The organism is Paenibacillus sp. DRB1-1 (genome assembly GCF_052119485.1).
GTDB classification, from domain to species: domain Bacteria; phylum Bacillota; class Bacilli; order Paenibacillales; family Paenibacillaceae; genus Paenibacillus; species Paenibacillus polymyxa_B.
This window is the reverse complement of record NZ_JBODQH010000001.1, coordinates 1,292,457-1,310,893: the sequence shown is the minus strand read 5'-3', so window position 1 is coordinate 1,310,893 and position 18,437 is coordinate 1,292,457. Positions and strand designations below refer to the sequence as shown.

At 44.5% G+C, this 18,437-nt stretch carries 18 protein-coding genes and 1 riboswitch; of the genes, 8 read left to right on the top strand and 10 right to left on the bottom strand.

What is annotated here, in order from left to right:
• Nucleotides 1–153: 153 nt before the first annotated feature.
• From ACQW03_RS05775 to ACQW03_RS05760, 4 genes are all read left to right on the top strand, one after another.
• Nucleotides 154–1,560, top strand: a complete 1,407-nt coding sequence (locus tag ACQW03_RS05775) for a sucrose-specific PTS transporter subunit IIBC (protein WP_076292297.1) — start codon at nt 154–156, stop codon at nt 1,558–1,560.
• 18 nt (nt 1,561–1,578) lie between these two features.
• Nucleotides 1,579–3,834: a beta-glucosidase BglX gene (gene bglX / locus ACQW03_RS05770; RefSeq protein ID WP_441948680.1), complete on the top strand. Its 2,256-nt coding sequence runs from the start codon at nt 1,579–1,581 to the stop codon at nt 3,832–3,834.
• Complete coding sequence (locus tag ACQW03_RS05765; protein ID WP_441948678.1) at nt 3,827–5,206, top strand: glycoside hydrolase family 32 protein; 1,380 nt, start codon at nt 3,827–3,829, stop codon at nt 5,204–5,206. The genes bglX and ACQW03_RS05765 overlap by 8 nt, the downstream gene beginning before the upstream one ends.
• 215 nt (nt 5,207–5,421) lie before the next feature.
• Entirely contained in the window at nt 5,422–6,255 is an 834-nt protein-coding gene (locus ACQW03_RS05760; RefSeq protein WP_071559072.1) for a helix-turn-helix domain-containing protein, read from the top strand.
• Nucleotides 6,256–6,367: 112 nt separating this feature from the next.
• On the opposite strand, the gene queF is transcribed toward ACQW03_RS05760, so the two are convergent.
• The 6 genes from queF to ACQW03_RS05730 all read right to left on the bottom strand — a co-directional run bounded on the left by queF (nt 6,368) and on the right by ACQW03_RS05730 (nt 10,730).
• Nucleotides 6,368–6,865: a preQ(1) synthase gene (gene queF / locus ACQW03_RS05755; protein WP_013309106.1), complete on the bottom strand. Its 498-nt coding sequence runs from the start codon at nt 6,863–6,865 to the stop codon at nt 6,368–6,370.
• A gap of 413 nt (nt 6,866–7,278) precedes the next feature.
• The gene (queE, locus tag ACQW03_RS05750) at nt 7,279–8,142 is read right to left on the bottom strand and encodes a 7-carboxy-7-deazaguanine synthase QueE (RefSeq protein WP_220030871.1); all 864 of its coding nucleotides are present in this window, start codon (nt 8,140–8,142) and stop codon (nt 7,279–7,281) included.
• Nucleotides 8,135–8,626 (bottom strand): 6-carboxytetrahydropterin synthase QueD, encoded by a 492-nt coding sequence (gene queD, locus ACQW03_RS05745; RefSeq protein ID WP_071639815.1) that lies wholly within the window; start codon nt 8,624–8,626, stop codon nt 8,135–8,137. The genes queE and queD overlap by 8 nt, the downstream gene beginning before the upstream one ends.
• Complete coding sequence (gene queC, locus ACQW03_RS05740) at nt 8,619–9,302, bottom strand: 7-cyano-7-deazaguanine synthase QueC (RefSeq protein ID WP_220030872.1); 684 nt, start codon at nt 9,300–9,302, stop codon at nt 8,619–8,621. The genes queD and queC overlap by 8 nt, the downstream gene beginning before the upstream one ends.
• A gap of 134 nt (nt 9,303–9,436) precedes the next feature.
• Nucleotides 9,437–9,480: riboswitch (PreQ1 riboswitch) on the bottom strand.
• A gap of 79 nt (nt 9,481–9,559) precedes the next feature.
• Nucleotides 9,560–10,264 (bottom strand): AIM24 family protein, encoded by a 705-nt coding sequence (locus tag ACQW03_RS05735; protein WP_441948674.1) that lies wholly within the window; start codon nt 10,262–10,264, stop codon nt 9,560–9,562.
• Nucleotides 10,265–10,289: 25 nt separating this feature from the next.
• The gene (locus ACQW03_RS05730) at nt 10,290–10,730 is read right to left on the bottom strand and encodes a hypothetical protein (RefSeq protein WP_071639817.1); all 441 of its coding nucleotides are present in this window, start codon (nt 10,728–10,730) and stop codon (nt 10,290–10,292) included.
• Nucleotides 10,731–11,043: 313 nt separating this feature from the next.
• Here ACQW03_RS05730 and ACQW03_RS05725 point away from each other — a divergent pair, with 313 nt between their 5' ends.
• The 3 genes from ACQW03_RS05725 to ACQW03_RS05715 all read left to right on the top strand — a co-directional run bounded on the left by ACQW03_RS05725 (nt 11,044) and on the right by ACQW03_RS05715 (nt 13,245).
• Nucleotides 11,044–11,199: a hypothetical protein gene (locus ACQW03_RS05725; protein ID WP_023987366.1), complete on the top strand. Its 156-nt coding sequence runs from the start codon at nt 11,044–11,046 to the stop codon at nt 11,197–11,199.
• A 223-nt stretch (nt 11,200–11,422) separates the two neighbouring features.
• Nucleotides 11,423–12,190, top strand: a complete 768-nt coding sequence (locus tag ACQW03_RS05720) for a hypothetical protein (RefSeq protein ID WP_071639818.1) — start codon at nt 11,423–11,425, stop codon at nt 12,188–12,190.
• Nucleotides 12,191–12,261: 71 nt separating this feature from the next.
• Nucleotides 12,262–13,245: a helix-turn-helix transcriptional regulator gene (locus ACQW03_RS05715; RefSeq protein ID WP_013309113.1), complete on the top strand. Its 984-nt coding sequence runs from the start codon at nt 12,262–12,264 to the stop codon at nt 13,243–13,245.
• Between the two features lie 40 nt (nt 13,246–13,285).
• Here the strand turns inward: ACQW03_RS05715 and ACQW03_RS05710 are convergent, their stop codons facing one another.
• The 4 genes from ACQW03_RS05710 to ACQW03_RS05695 form a co-directional block, all read right to left on the bottom strand.
• On the bottom strand, nt 13,286–13,957 hold the full coding sequence (locus ACQW03_RS05710; RefSeq protein ID WP_023987369.1) for a 3'-5' exonuclease: 672 nt from the start codon (nt 13,955–13,957) through the stop codon (nt 13,286–13,288).
• A gap of 244 nt (nt 13,958–14,201) precedes the next feature.
• A complete protein-coding gene (locus tag ACQW03_RS05705) occupies nt 14,202–16,094 on the bottom strand; it encodes a 5'-nucleotidase C-terminal domain-containing protein (RefSeq protein ID WP_441948671.1) in 1,893 nt (630 codons plus the stop codon).
• Nucleotides 16,095–16,288: 194 nt separating this feature from the next.
• Nucleotides 16,289–16,714, bottom strand: coding sequence for an ImmA/IrrE family metallo-endopeptidase (locus ACQW03_RS05700; protein WP_071639820.1), 426 nt, complete (start codon nt 16,712–16,714; stop codon nt 16,289–16,291).
• Nucleotides 16,715–16,725: 11 nt separating this feature from the next.
• Entirely contained in the window at nt 16,726–17,199 is a 474-nt protein-coding gene (locus ACQW03_RS05695; RefSeq protein WP_071639821.1) for a helix-turn-helix domain-containing protein, read from the bottom strand.
• 328 nt (nt 17,200–17,527) lie between these two features.
• Between ACQW03_RS05695 and ACQW03_RS05690 the strand changes: the two genes are divergently transcribed.
• Nucleotides 17,528–18,004: an ArpU family phage packaging/lysis transcriptional regulator gene (locus ACQW03_RS05690; protein WP_013309118.1), complete on the top strand. Its 477-nt coding sequence runs from the start codon at nt 17,528–17,530 to the stop codon at nt 18,002–18,004.
• The last annotated feature ends 433 nt before the right edge of the window (nt 18,005–18,437 follow it).

Below are 18,437 nucleotides of genomic sequence, written 5' to 3'. Positions count from 1 at the left end.
ATCAAGAGTATAAAAAGGTCAAAATTTGACCTTAATGTAGTAAAATAATCCCGCTGTTTGAAAGCGCAGTCATGATATTCTTAAGAAGCATATTTGATCAAAGTTTCAAACGATTCAGACTAACTAAGAGGAACAGAGGAAAGGAAGAGACTGATGAGTCTTGAAAAGGAATACGTTAAAATAGCCCAAGATGTCATTAAAGGGCTTGGCGGAGAAGACAATATTATATCCATGGCACATTGTGCCACACGGCTGAGGCTGATTGTAAAAGATAGAGAAATTATTGATGATGAATTTATTGAGAATATTGATAAGGCCAAAGGCGTTTTCTTTACCTCTGGGCAATATCAAATTATTTTTGGAACCGGTACTGTAAATAAAGTATACGATGCCATGGTTGGTCAAAGCATATCTGCTACATCAAAAGCTGATTTGAAAGAAATGGCCTCCACCCAAGATGATAATCGGTTCAAAAGAATGATCCGAGTTTTCGGGGATGTATTTGTTCCGATTATGCCCGCATTGGTAGCTACAGGATTATTCATGGGAGTTAGAGGCTTAGTAACTCAGCCTGCACTGCTCCAGTTATTTGGACTTACACCTGATCATATTTCTGCGAATTTCATATTGTTTACGCAAATATTGACTGATACAGCTTTTGCATTTTTACCCGTGTTGGTATGTTGGTCGGCCTTCCGGGTGTTTGGTGGATCGCCACTATTGGGGATTTTGATTGGATTAATGTTAGTGAGTCCATCGTTGCCTACATCCTGGGATGTCGCCCAAAAAGTACAGGAACCACTAGTGTTTTTCGGGTTCATTAAAATTGCAGGCTATCAGGGCTCGGTTCTGCCTGCTTTCATAATAGGTGTCGTGGGGGCGATGCTGGAGAAGAAAATCAGAAAATCAGTCCCCGATGCATTGGACTTAATTCTAACACCGTTTTTGACATTATTAATAACACTGGTACTGGGATTGTTCGTAATTGGTCCCATTTTTCACGAGGTGGAAACTTTAATATTAATGGCTGTTACCGCTATTTTGAAATTACCATACGGCATCGGCGGATTTATTTACGGTGGCATCAATCAGATTATTGTAGTTACCGGACTGCACCATGCCTTAAACCTGATTGAAATACAGATGTTAGTGGGCAATGGTTGGAATATGGTAAACCCAATCAGTTCGGCGTCGATTTGCGCACAAGCGGGTGCTGCGCTAGCTGTTGGTCTAAAATCCAAAAATGTAAAAACCAAATCCATTGCTTATCCTTCTACCTTGTCTGCGTTATTGGGCATTACAGAACCCGCTATCTTTGGGGTGAACATTCGATATGGCAAACCGTTCATGATGGGCTTGATTGGAGGAGCGGTTGGTGGTTTCTTCGCACGTATATTTAATATTCAAGCAACGGGTATGTCGATTACAGCCCTACCTGGAATGTTATTGTACCTGAACAATCAGATATTTCTTTATATTTTAGTTTGTGTAATCGGCTTTGCTGTAGCATTTGTGCTAACGTGGATCTTTGGGTTTAAAGAAAAAACAGATAACAAATAAAATGATGTGGAGAGAATCATGGACAACAACACACTGCTTAAGAAATTGGACAGCCTTTCAATAGAAGAGAAAATGGGCCAGCTCATCCAACTGACCGGTGATTTTTTTGAAGGGGATATAGACACTGTTGTGACGGGGCCTTTAAAAAAATTAGGGTTAAACGCCGGCTACAATATATATAATACAGGATCGATATTGAACATTACTAACCCGGAAAAAATTATCCAGTTGCAAACGGATTATTTGGAAAAATCGATTCATAAAATTCCGCTACTGTTCATGGCAGATATTATCTATGGGTATCGAACTATCTTCCCGATTCCGATGGCACAAGCATGTAGTTGGAATTATGAGGGTATAGAACATGCGGGTTCGATTGCTGCCCAGGAATGTTACGACGAAGGTGTTCACGTGACCTTTTCCCCCATGGTAGATATCGTTAGAGATCCCCGTTGGGGGCGGGTGATGGAATCGCCTGGAGAGGATACTTTGCTAGCGAAGAAATACGCTGAAAGCATGGTTCAGGGGATACAGGGAAGAAACTTGGAAGGGATCATACCAGCCAATAAAATTGCCGCTTGCGTCAAGCATTTTGCCGCTTATGGGGCACCTGTCGCTGGACGTGAGTATAACGCCGTGGATATGTCGGAGCATACGCTGCGAGAATATTATTTGCCAGGGTATCAAGCTGCAATCGAGGCGGGGGCAAAGCTTGTTATGACGGCCTTTAATACCTTGAACGGCGTCCCTGCGACAGGAAACGAGTGGCTTAACCGCGACGTGCTAAGACGAGAAATGAATTTTAATGGTGTGTTAATCTCGGATTACGCCGCTATAGAAGAACTGATCATGCACGGTTATGCCGAAGATGAGGCTTCCGCCGCAAGGCTGGCATTGTTGGCTGGTGTTGATGTGGATATGAAGACAGCAGTATACGCCAATCAATTGGAGAAAGTAGTATCGGATAACGAGCATATGCTGGAGCTGTTGAATGAAGCGGTATACCGTATTTTAAAGCTGAAAAATGATTTGGGACTTTTTGAGGACCCGTTCCGCGGATTACAGGAAACCGTTCAGCGGTCGAGAAACAGTATTCTGTCAGATGAACATAAAAAAGCCGCGCTGTCCTTGGCTGAAGAATCCGTAGTCTTGCTGAAAAATGAAGATGAACTGCTGCCATTGTCTAAACATACCAAAGTAGCTTTAATCGGTCCTTACGCAGATGAAAACTCTACCCTGGGCATGTGGGCCATCAAGGGGGATGAGGCGGATACCGTCAACTTGAAAATGGGATTATTAAAGCATGTTGATCCCGACAATCTCTCGGTTTGCAAAGGGGCGCATATGCTCCCCGCTAATGCAAGAGAAGCCCTTGGCAAATATGCGGACAAGCTGGCTGCTGAAACAGTCGATGAGGAGGCTCTGCTGCGCGAAGCGATCCGGAATGCTAACGAAGCGGATGTCATTGTCCTCGCCTTGGGAGAAAGTATTTATCAGAGCGGAGAAGGGGGATCGCGAACGAACCCGACGCTTCCTAAGCCGCAAATGAAACTGCTCCATGAATTAAGTTTACTGGGCAAAAAGATGGTTCTGATCGTTTATAGCGGAAGACCTTTGATTCTTACCGAAGTAGCCGGAAAAGTTGACGCTATTGTTCAAGCCTGGTATCCAGGAACGATGGGCGGAGAAGCACTGGCCAATATACTGTATGGGGAAGTCAATCCATCGGGGAAATTAGCCATGACCTTTCCACGAAGCGTTGGACAAATTCCGATATCCTACAATGAGTTGAATACAGGAAGACCAAATTTAAAGGAAAATGGTTCTTATCGGTTTGCGTCTCGATATATTGATGAAGTGAATGAACCCTTGTATCCGTTTGGCTATGGTAAATCCTATACCTCATTTGAATACAGCCTATTAACAATTAGCCAAAAAGAAATGAAAAAAAATGAGTCAGTTGATATCTGTATTTCTGTCACCAACACTGGAATTTATGATGGAAAGGAAACGATCCAATTATACATTCGCGATAAATTTGCAAGTGTTGCAAGGCCTGTGAAAGAATTAAAAGACTTTAAAAAAGTTTTTTTGCAAAGTGGCGAGACCCAAAATATCGAATTTTCAATTCATGAAGAGATGCTTAAATTTTATGATCGTGAAATGCAATACAAAAGTGAACCCGGCGAATTTGATATTTATATCGGGTCAAGCTCGCAGGAAATTTTGCTGAGTTTTAGTTTTGTTTTTTTACCGGAGGATGAGCATGAATAAAAGCGACGCGTATAACCTGAAATATCATATTACTCCTCCTTACGGTTTGCTCAATGACCCTAATGGACTTGCCTATTTCAATCATCAATATCATGTGTTCTATCAGTGGAATCCAAAAGGAACTGAGCATAAAAATAAATGCTGGGGCCATGTTGTTTCCAGCGATCTGGTGCACTGGCAAAGGAAAAGTGTCGCGCTGGAGCCTTCAGAATGGTATGACAAAGATGGCATTTATTCGGGCGGAGGCATTGTTCATAATGAAAAGCTGTATCTGTTTTATACAGGAAATGTAATCCGAGATGATGGAGTAAAAGAAAGCTATCAATGCGCCGCGATTTCGGAGGATGGCGAGTATTTCCAAAAAATAGGTCCCTTGTTTGAGCACCCCAAAGGTTATACCCGGCATGTTCGAGATCCGAAAGTATGGAGAGACCAACACGGGAACTGGTGGTTGATTGTTGGTGCCCAGAGAGAAGATTTGACTGGAGATACGCTTATCTACAAATCTAAAAATTTGTCCGAATGGGAATGCCAAGGATCATTTGTTGATCACGATCATCAATTTGGATATATGTGGGAATGTCCGGATGTACTTCATTTTGCAGAAAATGATGTTTTTGTTTTCTCTCCTCAGGGTTTACCGGTGAGAGGCGAATATTATAAAAATCCTAATCAATCTGGTTATATTGTTGGCAAATTATCGAATACAGGCAAATTCAACGGCAACCTTTCCGATTTTAAAGAGCTTGATCGAGGATTTGATTTTTACGCGCCACAATCATTTAAGGTTAATGACAGAACCATTATGTTCGGATGGATGAGCGCCATGAATGAGGAAGCGGAGAGAGCTGTTCCGACCATTCAGGAGGGCTGGATTCATGCATTGACACTTCCTAGAGAAGTGGTATTGATGAACGGTGTGTTGTACCAGAAACCATTGCCGGAATTACAATTGTTAAGACTGGATGACATGCATTACAAAGGGGAAATTCAAAATAACAGTGAGTGGTTACTGCCTTCTACACAAGCGGAGCTCATTGTTCATTTTTCCTTACTCACAGAAAACTTTAAAATGATCATTAGGGATGCTGTACAAATTGACTATGATTGGGAACAAAATAGTCTGACAGTTTGGAGAACAAACTGGTTGACTGGGGAGAGGGAGTACAGAAAAGCAACATTAAATAATAAGCTTGCAGAAATGCAAATATTCATTGAAAGCTCAAGTTTGGAATTATTTGTTAACGAGGGCGAAGAAGTGTTATCCCTGCGTTATTTCATAGAAGATGCAGACCAACGCAATGTATTGCTTGAGGCAGGAGGCAATGTAGGTGAAGTTAGAATGTATCAGTTGCAGGAATGTGTAGGGTAACATGTTTTGCTTGCCGAGTTGCAAGCAGGCTAAGGAAGGCTGTTCATTATCCCGTTTGCGGGAAGAACTGCCTTCTTTTTTTATTTTGGTCTATTGAATAGATTCTGCTTGTCCGGGCATTTTACTATCGGTATAGTATGAGTATTAGTATAAGAGTTTATTGCTTAATATAGAATACAGATGGATCACTCGTGGCTGGCTGATGAGGTGTGGTGATGAAAAAAATATATGAACATATCGAAATAGACAGAAAAAAAATGATTAACCTTTTTATGTTCCAATCCAGAGATACAGAAAGAGTCATTCCTATGCATTTTCACAGCAATATGGAGTTGATCTACTGTACAAGTGGAAGTCTAAAGGTGTGGCATGAAGGAAAAATAACTATTTTGATGGAAAAGGATGCGCTATTCATTAACAGCAATGTCCCGCATTCCACGCAGAGCATTACGGAGAACCAAGTCATTGTGCTGCAATTTCCAGACACTTTCTTTGCCAATGAACAAGTAATCATCCAATTAAACACGCAAGAGAAACAAGTTGACGATACTATAATCTCTAAATTAAGAGGATTGTTTATGGATATATATGATCTACATATTTCCAAAAGCAAATACGACTACATTTTAGAGCAAAGCCGAATTATTGAACTGAAATATTTGCTTGTCAATCATTTTAGTCAGGCAACAGACATTCCACCGGAAGTATTTAGTGAAAAGCAACGAAAGATAAAGACAATCATGGACTTTATTAAAGAGCATTATACTGAAAATATTAGCCTGGCCAAAACGGCCCGTATCTGCGGTTATTCGGAGGCTTATTTGTCGCGAATGTTTCATGAATATACAGGCCAGACGTTTACCGAATACAAGCAAATCCTTTGTTTGGAGAAGGCAATCGATTTACTGGATTCAACCAATAAGTCACTTACAGAAATTTCTTACGAGGTGGGGTTTCCAAACGAGAAGTCTTTCAGAAAAGCTTTTAGAGAAGTTATGGGTAAAACACCGTATGAATATAAAAAATCAAGATTTGATCTGGATGTGTAACGCCACGAGCACGCACAGCATCCTTTCAGTACAACCAAGGGGCTGTCCCTTGTCATTTGATGACTTTAGGACAACCCCTTGATATTTACGCTATGTCAGGAGAGTTATTCGCTTAACGGTTATCGATCTTTTCCGGGTACATATCATGGTTCATCATACGGTGCTCCGCTATCTGTTCATACTTCGTTCCTGGCTTGCCGTAGTTGGTGTACGGGTCAATAGAGATGCCGCCGCGTGGCGTGAATTTGCCCCATACTTCAATGTAGCGAGGGTCCATCAGCTTAATCAAGTCATTCATGATGATATTGACGCAGTCTTCATGGAAATCGCCGTGGTTACGGAAGCTGAACAGGTACAGCTTAAGTGATTTGCTTTCTACCATTTTAATATCGGGAATGTAGCTGATGTAGATGGTTGCAAAATCAGGCTGTCCTGTAATCGGGCACAGACTGGTGAACTCCGGGCAATTGAACTTTACAAAATAATCCCGATACGGATGTTTGTTATCAAAACTTTCGAGAATGGCGGGATCATAGGCAAACGTGTATTGTGTGCCTTGATTGCCAAGCAGGGTAACGTCAGTCATTTCTTCGGGTGTTCTTCCGGTCATTGGATGGGGCTCCTTAAAGTAAGTTTGGTAAACGAAATGGGAGTTATGGTGGTGGGGAGGTCGCTCCGCGAATGATTTGATCTTCCGATCGCTGTTGAAATGGGATTCATTCTGATGATTTGAAAGATGTATAGGTTAGAATCCCATTTCAAAGGCGAACGCTAACGCTTCTACAGATTCAAATCCTCCGCTTCGCTGCCGACCGCCGTCACTACCATAAAGTCCCTGCTCGTGGGATAGAAGAGAATAGTGCTCGCTCCTATATGAAAGGAGCGTTATTTTACGAGAAACCCCGTCCTCACGGACGAGGGTTTCTCTTGTTTTGTAACTTGGGTGTCGAGGGTGTACTTCGACTAATTTGGCGTATCTTGTGTATCACATACAGCCCATACGGAATATATTACATATAAGTGTTATACGCCGCGTTTGTTGCCCCATACGAGCGTGTGGAGCTGCGGGAGTACTCTTACGTCGTTTAGTCGGGAATCGTCCATGACACAGTCGATAAGCCATTCATAACGATGGAGTAGGGACTCCGCAATCTGTCCGGTGTTCTCCGTGTTCACATCTGGATTACCCGTCTGGAGGAACAGCGGTACGTGTGGATAGCGCTCGTGAACGATGCGGGCATAGGCAAGATCGGTGTCATCGAAGATGACGACCTTCAAGCTGCAAGCTCCGGTATAGAGCCGCGCAGATTCATTAGAGGGTTCCTTCAAGCCTGTTGGGGTTGGGACGTTGGACGTAGCTCGGGACTCATTAGCCATCTTCCGGTTCGATAGACGGGCGACGATATCATCCAGCACGTCCCAGTTGGTCGTCATACCAGAGCTGGGCGGCTTCGGGGATAGGGTTACCTCATCGATATCGTACAGCCATTCCTGCCAACGGGAGCCTTGTGTTTCGACAGCGGTAGCAATGCCTTGGCTGCGCAGCAGGGTAATTAGCTCCCCAAGTTGCGGTAGCAGGGCAGGATTGCCTCCAGAAAGGGTCACATGCGAAAACCGTTCGCCACCGATGGCCTTCAGCTCCTGCCAAATGTCAGTGGCACTCAGACGACGGATCTGGTCCTTGGCGCTGCCGTCCCAGGTAAAGGCGGAGTCGCACCACGAGCAATGGTAATCGCAGCCTGCGGTGCGAACAAACATCGTTTTACGACCAATGACCATACCTTCGCCCTGTACAGTGGGACCAAACACCTCTAGTACGGGAATAGGGGCTAGTTTGGTGCCGTGGGAGGCTGTCATGGGTTGGTGAGTCGTCACGGTATTACTCATCAAGCATCCACTCCCGTCGGAACTCGGCGTAGCTGGTAGGTGTCTCGAACAACCGTACAAACTCAGTACGTCCACCTTCGACACGGTTGCAGTATGCATCCGAGGTCAAGGCTGACTCCATTTGTTCAAAGATCCAGACGACCATATTTTCCGCCGTTGTATTCATTGGAGGAAGCGTCTCATTCAAGTAACGGTGGTCCAGAAAAGGCTCAATCCGCTCTTTCCAGATCGTTTTGATGTCACCAAAATCCAGCGTTAGACCCGTTTCACCCGGTATACCGCTTATGCCAAACACGACGATATAGGTATGTCCGTGCAGGTTTTTGCATTTGCCTTCGTAGCAGTGCAAATGATGTGCTGCATCGAATGTAAATTGTTTGCTGACTAGTACACGTTTGCGGTGATAACGCAGCTGAGAGTGCTCAATGTCTGTCCCGAACTGCTGGAGCTTGTCGACAATGCGAAAGGGACCTGGTTCACGCATGACCTTCAACTCCTTGGGATGAAGCTCCGCGCACCGCGAGATATTGCTCCAGTCCGGCACGGCGAAGTTTGCAAGCAGGGCATTCGCCACAGCCATCGCCAATGACGCCGTTATAGCACGTTAGTGTACGTGTTCTTACAAATTCAAAAGCTTTCAGCTCATCGGCCATGTGCCAGGTTTCGGCCTTGTTCAACCACATGAGCGGGGTATGAATCACAAAGGGATAGTCCATCGAAAGGTTCAGTGTGACGTTCAGCGATTTGATAAAGGAATCCCGGCAATCGGGATAGCCGCTGAAATCCGTCTCACAAACGCCTGTAATCAAGTGGCGCGCTCCTTTTTGCTTGGCGAGAACTCCCGCGAAGCTCAGGAACAGTAGGTTACGACCGTCTACAAAGGTGCTAGGCAGTTCGCCTTCCTGTTGAGTAATGTCAATGTCGGTGCGTGTGAGGGCATTAGGGGCTAGTTGATTAAGCAGGCTCATATCCAGTACCGTTTGCGGAACACCCAGCTCGCGGGTAATTCCAGCGGCTACTTCGATTTCCTGCTTGTGGCGTTGACCGTAATCGAACGTCACGGTTTCTACTTCAGCAAAATGTTTTTTTGCCCAAAATAAACAGGTTGTGCTGTCTTGGCCGCCGCTGAATACGACGACTGCTTTTTCGTTTGCAAACATAAAAAAACCTCTCGATCTTCTTGGAATGGTGCAAGACATGGAGTCTTGTCACTTGGAAGAAGGAGAGTTCTTGAACCGACTTCAACAAAAAACAGGCCTTGCCCCGCGAAATCATTTTTCTTGCGGAGGACAAAGCATCGTTAGTTTTTTATAGAGGGAGTTCGCGAACCTCTCCCATGCATGACGCATGGATTTTCTTCATTAGTATCTGCCATGAGGACAGACGGCTATAGCATTGCCATTATAGCATGGCAGGGCTATTTGATAAACACTCCACCAAATGGAATGACTTCCCTTAAAAATCGCTTGATCACGCCATCGTCGTTCATATCCTGTTGGAGCCGCCGATGATGTTCCCCAGCATGAAATAGTACGGTACCCTGTCCGGTCATTTTAAAATGATAGTTCATATGCTGGCTGGCCAGATGGTTGCCGTACACGGTCAACTCCAGTTTGGCGTTTTCGGGATAGGCAATGACGCTGCTCGCATCCACATATATCGGCTCTGTGGGATGAAGCTGTTCTTGACATACCAATCCCTGCGTCAAAAGACCGATTTGACCAACACCGTCGAATTTCATTTTTATAACATCGCGGCTAAACAACATGTTTTTCATGCTTAGCAGCTTAGTCCGCATTTGGATACCGGAGCTGTACCAGAACAGGTTGCGAAAATCGTATAACAGATCATCGCTCCCTTCAAGCTTAATCATTTTCAGACTAAAGCCAGGCGGAAGTGCGGCAATTAGACGACAAGCACCTGTGAAATCGGCCTGAATCAGTTTGTGTTTGCGATACATGCCCTTAATATTCATCAGTTTATCACTACGGCCTGAGCTGGGTCCGCGGTATGTGATGATTTGCTGCGGATGCAGAACGTGCAGCTTTTCTCCTTCCGCCAGATCGAGCGTTACGACCGAACCGACACTTTCATCATGGTGTTGTCCTGCTTGTATGTCCATTCAGACCTTTCATCCTTTCAGACAGTTAGTATCTTCCCGAACGTCGACGCATCCCGTAACGCAACAGTCGGATACCGATAAAATAACCGGCCAGCAGAATTATAGCTGTGATGATGAGCATTTTATTTCGGTGTGAAGCCTGATCGCGCTGGGTTTGAAGATTTTTTAATTCTGTGACAGTGTCGGTCAGCTTGCGGTTTTGCTCCAGCAATTGGGCGTTTTGCTCCTGATAGGCTTCTAAGCTGTTACGGGCCCTTTCCAGATCCTCCTGTGTTTGTCGGTAGCTTTCCTTGAGCTGGTACACATCACCGGGCAACCGCGAAAATTGCTCGAAGCCTTGGTACACATCATCCCAATAAGCAGCATGTACTTCGGGTACACGAGTTATCCCAAAAATAAACAAAAGTGCTATAGCAACGCAGACAATGCGGCGGTACAAAGCAAAACGACAAGTTGGTCGTGCCAAGAGATGTTCCCCCTTTTGATAAACCAAGATGTTAGATGATACAGATCATTACCCATATGACATGGTTACGTATAATATAACGATTCGGATGCAGATTTTAGAATAAACGGACGACAAATACGAAGAAAAAGTTCTCAAAAAAAGTCGATATATTAGTTTAAGTGTACCTTAAAACGGGTATATCAAGGAAGCGGCAACATTCCGGCATTTTTCCCAGCATACGAGTAAAGAACGATCCGCACCTGATCAGGGCTTAAGTTGAATATATGAACTGAAATATATTAAAAATTGATATAAAAGGAGATTTTGCAAGATGAATGAGAGAGAACAAAACTATAAAACTTTAAAAATCACTGTAAATGGAAAGCCATTATCAAAGGATCTCGTCGTAGATAGCACTACTTTTGCTCCTATATCTGATATTTGCACAAAAACGAAAGTTTCTTTAACAGAAACTACAATCTCATAAGTTTAAATATAGAAGTAGACTATAATATAGCCCGGCATATGCCGGGCTATTTTTGCGCATTTATGTAATTAAAATGGTTTAAAATGTTATTTACCAAACTAGGTCCCCCTTCATAAAGATTCCCATGTATAATTTTCACAATCAAACATACGTTCCCTGACAATATAGTGTCAGATAACACTGTTAATTTAGAGTTACATGTTCTTTTAGGGGGAATTTACCAGTGGTGAAGTCAATGCTCAATGTAACGTGCACATGGGACAAAGAGTCCATATCTGCGAATGGGTCCAAACAAGTAAATCTACTGATAGAATGGGGCTATGGAGCTATACGTAAAAGAAAAGGGAATCTAATACCGAAAGCAGCGGGTTGTGACCTTCAACTCCAGTTCATTCCAGAAAACGGGGTAAGTCTATTAAAAGCTGAAGGGGTAAGGCTCGGTTTTAAACGCTCGGAAAACGGAGATTGCATGTTTGTTCACTGTGGTGATGTACGGCGGGGAAAATATAGACAGGCTATTTTGACGTTTTCTATACCGGCTCACTCGTCCGGAAGACATACGATTGGAATGATGGAGTGGAGCTGGCGCAAGCCATCGCAGGAAAAGCGAACGCTGATCCGGACAGACCAGCTCTATATCCATTTCACGCATCATCTTGGTCTGCTGAGCATTCCATCCAACCCGAAGGTGGAAAAATACATAAAGCTGAATGAGACGTCCCCTATTGTAAAAAAAGCATTGCGTATGTACGAGAAAGGGGAATATGAGCGAGGGGCGTTCATCCTTACCAGACAAGCAGATGAATTACTTATACGTGCAGCAAGAAGCGATGATATGGACTACTTGCAGGAAGCCGAGTTGCTTCTGGGCATACGTAATAAATGGAGTGGTACTTTTGTATCATTTGCAGCGTATAGTTCTAAGGTCTTTTTTAATAAGAAAATACCGCTAGAAGATGTTCGTTTTACTGAAAATGATATTTTGAGATAGGCAATTATGCTAGTTTATTTGTGTAATATAGTGAGTCTAATTTACTATCTTTTTGTAAAGGAGAGACTTCCTTGACTGATCGGTTGATACGTTTAATGCGGATTATTACTATTGTTCAGGCAAATCCAGGGATATTGGCAAGAGAGCTTGCCGAACGTTGTGAAACATCAGAACGTACCATATACCGAGATATGGAGGCGCTAAGCGCTATGCATATTCCGATTACGAATATGGGGCATGGCAAGGGGTACATTTTTATTAGCAATTTTGCTTTGTATCCTTTGAATTGGACGGAAGAAGAGGCAGAGGCTTTTACAAAGCTGGGAGAGATTATGGAAACGGTAAAGCCTCTTTTACCGCCAGCTTTTGAAAGTGCTTATGAGAAAGTGATGGCCTCTAGTCAGAAAAAAAAGATGGACCAGACGAGCTTCGCGCAGGAAATGAAAAATATTGTCCGGCTCGGCTCGACACTTGATCGGGAAAACCAGCCCTATCTGCTCAGGCTGATTGTTTTAGCGAGTCTTACGCAGCAGACCATTGAAGCGGAATACAGCTCGCCTCAAAATGAAGATGTATCACTAGTTCAGGTGGATCCTTATTGTTTGGTCCCGCAGGATCGGCGATTCTATATGCTTGGTTTTTGTCACAAGCAATCCGCTATGAGAACCTTTCGGATCAGCCGATTTCGAAACATGAGAATTTTGCCGTATACGTTTCAAAAAAATACAACTGAAATGGAAATGTTTTTTAAAGGGACCTGGTCGGTGACCAAAGGAAATCAGAATATCCGGTTTGTGGTACGTTTTTCTGCCGAGTCTGTATATCGGGTCAAAGAAGAGGAGCTGTTCATCAAGCCTTTTCTTAAGGATTTGCCGGATGGAAGTTTGTTGTTTGAGGTGACGGTCAATCATGACCGTGAATTTTTGGATTGGCTCACTTCCTATGGAGCTGAGGCCGAGATCCTGGAGCCTTTACGGTACCGCAAACGAATGCAAGAAATGCTGCGGACCTGGGGGGCATTCTATTTCGATAAAAAGGCAGGAAATCAAGAATAACAGGGGGAGATCCCCCGGAACGGGCCGGGGAGCTATCCGCTTAACGGTCCTTAAACAGGTTGGCGAGATTGCCAAAAGGACTGTACTGCTCCTGTTCTTCTTCTGGTGAGGAGTAGACGAGCTTCGATCCACGGCTTTCCTCATCGTCAGCAGCATTATGAACTAATGTAATACGATCAAAATGGTACATGAAAACCTGCGCGGTGTTCACGGCATCATCCAGTGCCCGGTGTTGTTGACCGTCAAAGTCAATGTTGCACAATTCCAGCGCCTGAGACAGGCTCAACTGACGGTACTTTCCATTGGAACTAAACAGACGGGAAATCTGCTTCTGTATATCATTTGTATTATGAATCCATCCGAGATCTACATGATGGGTACGACAATGGGATACCAGCTTCTGACGGTCATCCGGGCCCCATGCGCATAAATAATAAGGGGAATCCGTACCGAGCCAGGCTATGAATTGCTTCACAGCTTCAGGGAATAGTGGGGCGGCATCAATGTCTCGTTGAGTAATACCCGTGAACTGAACGGTATCTGTAGAGAGTACAGGCCGATTCGAGGGTCTTACAAAACTGTGAAACGTATCCGCAACGTATAGGCCATCGTCTCCCTGAACAACTTTGACGGCACCGATATCAATGATTTCGGAGGAATATCTGGCGTTACGGCTAACGGTAAATTCAAGATCGTAAATAATGTATTGCATTTCTAGACTCCTTCCACACATATAACTGATCCCGATGGATATCGGGATGAATGTTCTCTGCCCGAATGACTCTTCTCCATCATACCTCTCGGTTCACAACTTGTCAGCGGTTAAAAGGTTTGCTTTTTAAAAAAAATATGCGATGTCCAAATGAGCTTGGACTATCGCATATCTAAAAACGTCTGACATACAGCAGCATCCGAAATCACCAGGATTCCGGACGCTGTTTTTGCTAGCTATTGAATTAGGCCGGGAGGTCTAACTTTTGTCCCGGATAAATGCGGTGAGGATTCTTCAACTTATTCAACTGCTGAAGCTGTTGCCAGGTGGTACCATGTTTGCGGGAAATGTCATACAGCGTATCCCCGGATTTCACAACATATACATGGCTATTTGTAACTTGTGCAGAATCGGATGTCTGCTGTGGCTTGGCTGTTTGAGACTTTGCCGGTGCCGGTTTTGCGGGTGCTGGTTTCGCAGCCGGTGTAGGGACGGATTGCGGCTTTTCCTGCACAGGTGCAGGTGCTGCCGTTGAAGCAGATGGCGCAGCTTGTGTGGCAGGGACAGAAGTTTTACCGTCAGCCTTGGCTTCTTGAATGCGACCGTCTGCTTGTACTTGCAGGCTAGCGGAGCCCACCTTTTGCATGTAGCGAATTAACGCTTCGTCAAGCGAGCCGAACATACCTGCCTGTGGGTATTTAGCGAACATCGTATATTGGTCACCACCTACGGCAGTAAAATCATTGGTGGCCAGTGTGTATGTTGCCTCAGGATCAAGTGTCTTCCCGCCGATCAGGATAGAATGAACACGGCTCCCTTTAGCTGCGGATGTGTCTATTTTGAAGGAGATACCTGATACTTGCGGGAAACCTCCGCTTGGCTCTGGATAGGAGGCTGTACCATTTTCCAGTGCGGCCTGAATGTCAGAGCCCTTCACTTTCAGGGTAACGATCTGGTTGCCGAAGGGCAGCACAGTGATGATGTCTCCCTTGGTTACCGTCCCCGTCTTGATGGAAGCCCGGATGCCGCCACCGTTCGTTAAAGCCACGTCTGCTCCCGAAACGTCACGCATAGCATCGGTGAGCAGGTCACCGAGATTGGTTTCACTTGCACGTACCTTTTCGCGTGCTCCTTCCAGATCCACGCTCGTTTGCGTTACAACCTCTTTAAGAATAGGTTCCTGGTCCTTTTGAATGGAGGCGATCAATGCAGCAATCTCAGCGTTGGGCTGAACGTCGACTGCTTGAGTCGAATCAATCAGCTTGGCTTGCTTTTGCGTAACCTTACCTCCGTCGACCCATAAGTCTACAACACCCAGATATTTGGTGTATTCACCTGCGCTAGCGATCAATGTACCATTGTCACTAACCAAGCCTTTTTCCAGAACGGTATGGCTGTGTCCATCGATGAATATATCAATGCCAGGCACTTCCTTAACAACCTTGAGGCTGGTGTCCTTACTAGACGCATCCTGCCCCAGGTGACCAAGAACAACAACCACATCTACTTTGCTGCGGATTTCATCAACAGCCGCTTTGGCCTCAGCCGCAGGATCGGTGAATTGAATACCCTCAACATTTTTGGGATTAGTCTTATATGCTGTTTCTGGCGTAGTCAGACCGATAATACCGATTTTAACGCCGTCCATTTCTTTAATAACATAGGGTTTGAACAAACGTGTTCCGTCTGTTTGTTTAATATTGGCGCTGAGCACAGGGAACTGAATCTCCTTACTTAGCTCAACAAGATGCTTCCAACCATAATTAAACTCGTGGTTACCCGGAACCATAGCATCATAACGCAGCTTGTTAATCACTTTCACAATGCTCTCACCGTTAACCAAAGTAGCGAAGGTCGTTCCATGAACGGTATCCCCGTCATCTAGCAGCAGTGTATTGGGATTGGAAGCCCGGTACTGATCAATGATACCCGCCAGCTTGGCAAATCCCATTTCCTTGTCGTTCGCGACCACGTGGGCATGGGTATCGTTCGTATGTAGGATGGTGATGTGTTTACCGCTGACTGGAGCTGTTTCCGTTCCCACATTGGTTGCTGGGTCTGCTGCTGCTGTACCGAGACAACCAAGTAGAAGCGCGGCAGTCGTCAGGATCGACGAGAGTTTTTTCCATGAGTTCATGTTGTTCCTTCAACCTCCCATAAAATGAATGAATTAGAGAAACCGCTTACGACCACATTTTATCAGATGATTGTAAAAATAACTTCTATTTTATATCAAAGCACTAAAATTTTTTGAGATATCGGTTGTTAAATACATCGTCTAGTTACCTATATTGTAGAGGAAGTAATAAACAGCAACTTATAGAATAGGAACTAATGTTCTGTTTTGTAGTCAAAAAAAAGGGCAGTCTCTTTGGGCAGCCCGATCCGGGGTAAATAGTGATCCAACGTTTCGTCAGCTAGTGGCGGTTTTCCTTCACTCAGCAGAAGCACGGCAAACCGATTGGCCTGCTGTTCAAATTTTCCTGGAGAAAAGTAGGAGTGCTCCTCCATAAAAAAGCGGCTAATGCCTTTATGCAGTCGGTCATGTCCCAATTCATGCGCACAGACGAACCGTTCCCATTCGGGTGTGAGGCCATTGTGGATAACGATAAATCTTCTACGCAGCTTGTGGTAATACAGCCCTTTGGTTGTGGGGCCTAGATCGCAGTATCGGATATGGATACCCAATGCTTTCGCAATATTGAAGGGGCAGTTGGTACGGTGTTTTCGGACAAGTTTGTGAATGAGTTCGTTCATGCGCTCACCTACTATCCCTGATCTTTGCCCGCTCGGGGCTCTTTGGGCATTTTATGTTTGTTCATCTGTTTGGCTTCCCAGAACAGACCTGTCAGCACGTCCTTGATCCGTTGGCGATCTTTTTCATCCAGCGGAATGCCATCAAACATTAATTCGTCGTCTTCCTCCAGCATTTTTTTAAAATCCCGGCGGTCTTTGGAGGTTGCCCATTCCGGCACAGTAGAACGATAAAGTTCATGTGGATTTTGCTCCATTGAATCATCATCTCCCCAATATCCGGCGGCCTTCATCATTTCGGTATAGGATACGCTAAGCGCGTCCGCTATTTTGCGGAGAGTGGAGGGTTTGGGGATTCCGCGCAGTCCATTTTCAATGCGGGAAATTTGTGAATTGCTAATACCTGCAGCATCTGCCAACTGGTTGATGCTCCATTGTTTGTGCTCACGCTGCTGTTTTAAGTAAGTTCCGAATGCTGGCTGTTCCACAATGGGGACTCCTTTCTGCAAGAGAATCATAGATATCAGTTTTATTATACCATTAGGTAAATAGTAAAAGCACGTAATATGCCAAAAGGCATAGGAAAATAAAGCGAATATCCTGTTTTTGGAGCTATACTGCTTTTTTTGACGATGGATACCTATCCTAAATAATGTTATGTTATACTCAAGATACGAACAAAAGGGGAACACAATGTAAACATAAGCGTTTTTCTATTTCAGGATTTTGCAAAATTCGCTCATTGGATTTTTTGCAAAAACCTCATTTAAAAATACATCATTGTCAAAAGGCATAAGATAAGGAGTGTTGCTTTACATGAGAAATAACTTACCCGAATTGGACCGTCGCAAAACGCAGAATGCACTGGAGGGTGTGTTTGAGAAATACCGGATTTATAAAACGATTACTTTTATGGATCGGGAGAGCTTTATTACGGCTGGCTATACGGATCGCCCGAACGGCCCAACGAATGTGACAAGCGATCCAACGGCCCGGACAGCCGTATATAATGTAGATGCTCCTGCCGCCCGCTTGGCCTACTGCGAAATGGTGGATGCCGTAGTGAGTCGCTTGAATGAACGCGAACAGCTGCTCATCCGTGAACGTTATTTAAAGGATGACGATGTGTTTGATTACAAGGTTTACAATTATGTGTTAGACCCGCCAGTCAGCAAGGATACGTATACGAAGCTTCGCACGCGTGCTTTTTACAAAATGGCGCTTGCACTGGCGGACCAAGGCGTTTTAAATTTGGCAGGCTTGCAGAAGGGCGCGGATCGAAAACTGGGTTAATGTAATAATTATCCATTCGTTCTCATTTCTATTTTAAAATGATTTCCTAAAAGGCTTTGATTTCCTGTAATAACAGGGATCAAGGCTTTTTTTAATAGGAACATACGTTCTCTAAAAACCTCCCAACATCATCCCTAGTCTCTGCTTTTATCGTCCATTTCCCCGGCAACGCATTCGTTATTAGGGTGTAAGATTATATCATCGGGAATCAAGACAAGAGGACATACCGAAGACACACACAGTCAAACGTTAGCCGGCCATTAGGGCCGGTTTTTTCATGCGGTGATCGTCTCTGTCGGTTCCCGGGAATTCGTTGAATAGAAAGGAGGAGTCGTGTTGCCTAAGCAAGGGATGCTGCAATGCATGAGTACGAGGCTGCGCCGGATGAGAACACGAAAGTGGAAAAAAGCCTGGCTGAATAGCCACAACATGC

Coding starts and splice junctions, on each gene's coding strand:
- ACQW03_RS05775 (WP_076292297.1), top strand. CDS start 154: ATGAGTCTTGAAAAGGAATACGTTAAAATAGCCCAAGATGTCATTAAA.
- bglX (WP_441948680.1), top strand. CDS start 1,579: ATGGACAACAACACACTGCTTAAGAAATTGGACAGCCTTTCAATAGAA.
- ACQW03_RS05765 (WP_441948678.1), top strand. CDS start 3,827: ATGAATAAAAGCGACGCGTATAACCTGAAATATCATATTACTCCTCCT.
- ACQW03_RS05760 (WP_071559072.1), top strand. CDS start 5,422: ATGAAAAAAATATATGAACATATCGAAATAGACAGAAAAAAAATGATT.
- queF (WP_013309106.1), bottom strand. CDS start 6,865: ATGACCGGAAGAACACCCGAAGAAATGACTGACGTTACCCTGCTTGGC.
- queE (WP_220030871.1), bottom strand. CDS start 8,142: ATGAGTAATACCGTGACGACTCACCAACCCATGACAGCCTCCCACGGC.
- queD (WP_071639815.1), bottom strand. CDS start 8,626: ATGCGTGAACCAGGTCCCTTTCGCATTGTCGACAAGCTCCAGCAGTTC.
- queC (WP_220030872.1), bottom strand. CDS start 9,302: ATGTTTGCAAACGAAAAAGCAGTCGTCGTATTCAGCGGCGGCCAAGAC.
- ACQW03_RS05735 (WP_441948674.1), bottom strand. CDS start 10,264: ATGGACATACAAGCAGGACAACACCATGATGAAAGTGTCGGTTCGGTC.
- ACQW03_RS05725 (WP_023987366.1), top strand. CDS start 11,044: ATGAATGAGAGAGAACAAAACTATAAAACTTTAAAAATCACTGTAAAT.
- ACQW03_RS05710 (WP_023987369.1), bottom strand. CDS start 13,957: ATGCAATACATTATTTACGATCTTGAATTTACCGTTAGCCGTAACGCC.
- ACQW03_RS05705 (WP_441948671.1), bottom strand. CDS start 16,094: ATGAACTCATGGAAAAAACTCTCGTCGATCCTGACGACTGCCGCGCTT.
- ACQW03_RS05700 (WP_071639820.1), bottom strand. CDS start 16,714: ATGAACGAACTCATTCACAAACTTGTCCGAAAACACCGTACCAACTGC.
- ACQW03_RS05690 (WP_013309118.1), top strand. CDS start 17,528: ATGAGAAATAACTTACCCGAATTGGACCGTCGCAAAACGCAGAATGCA.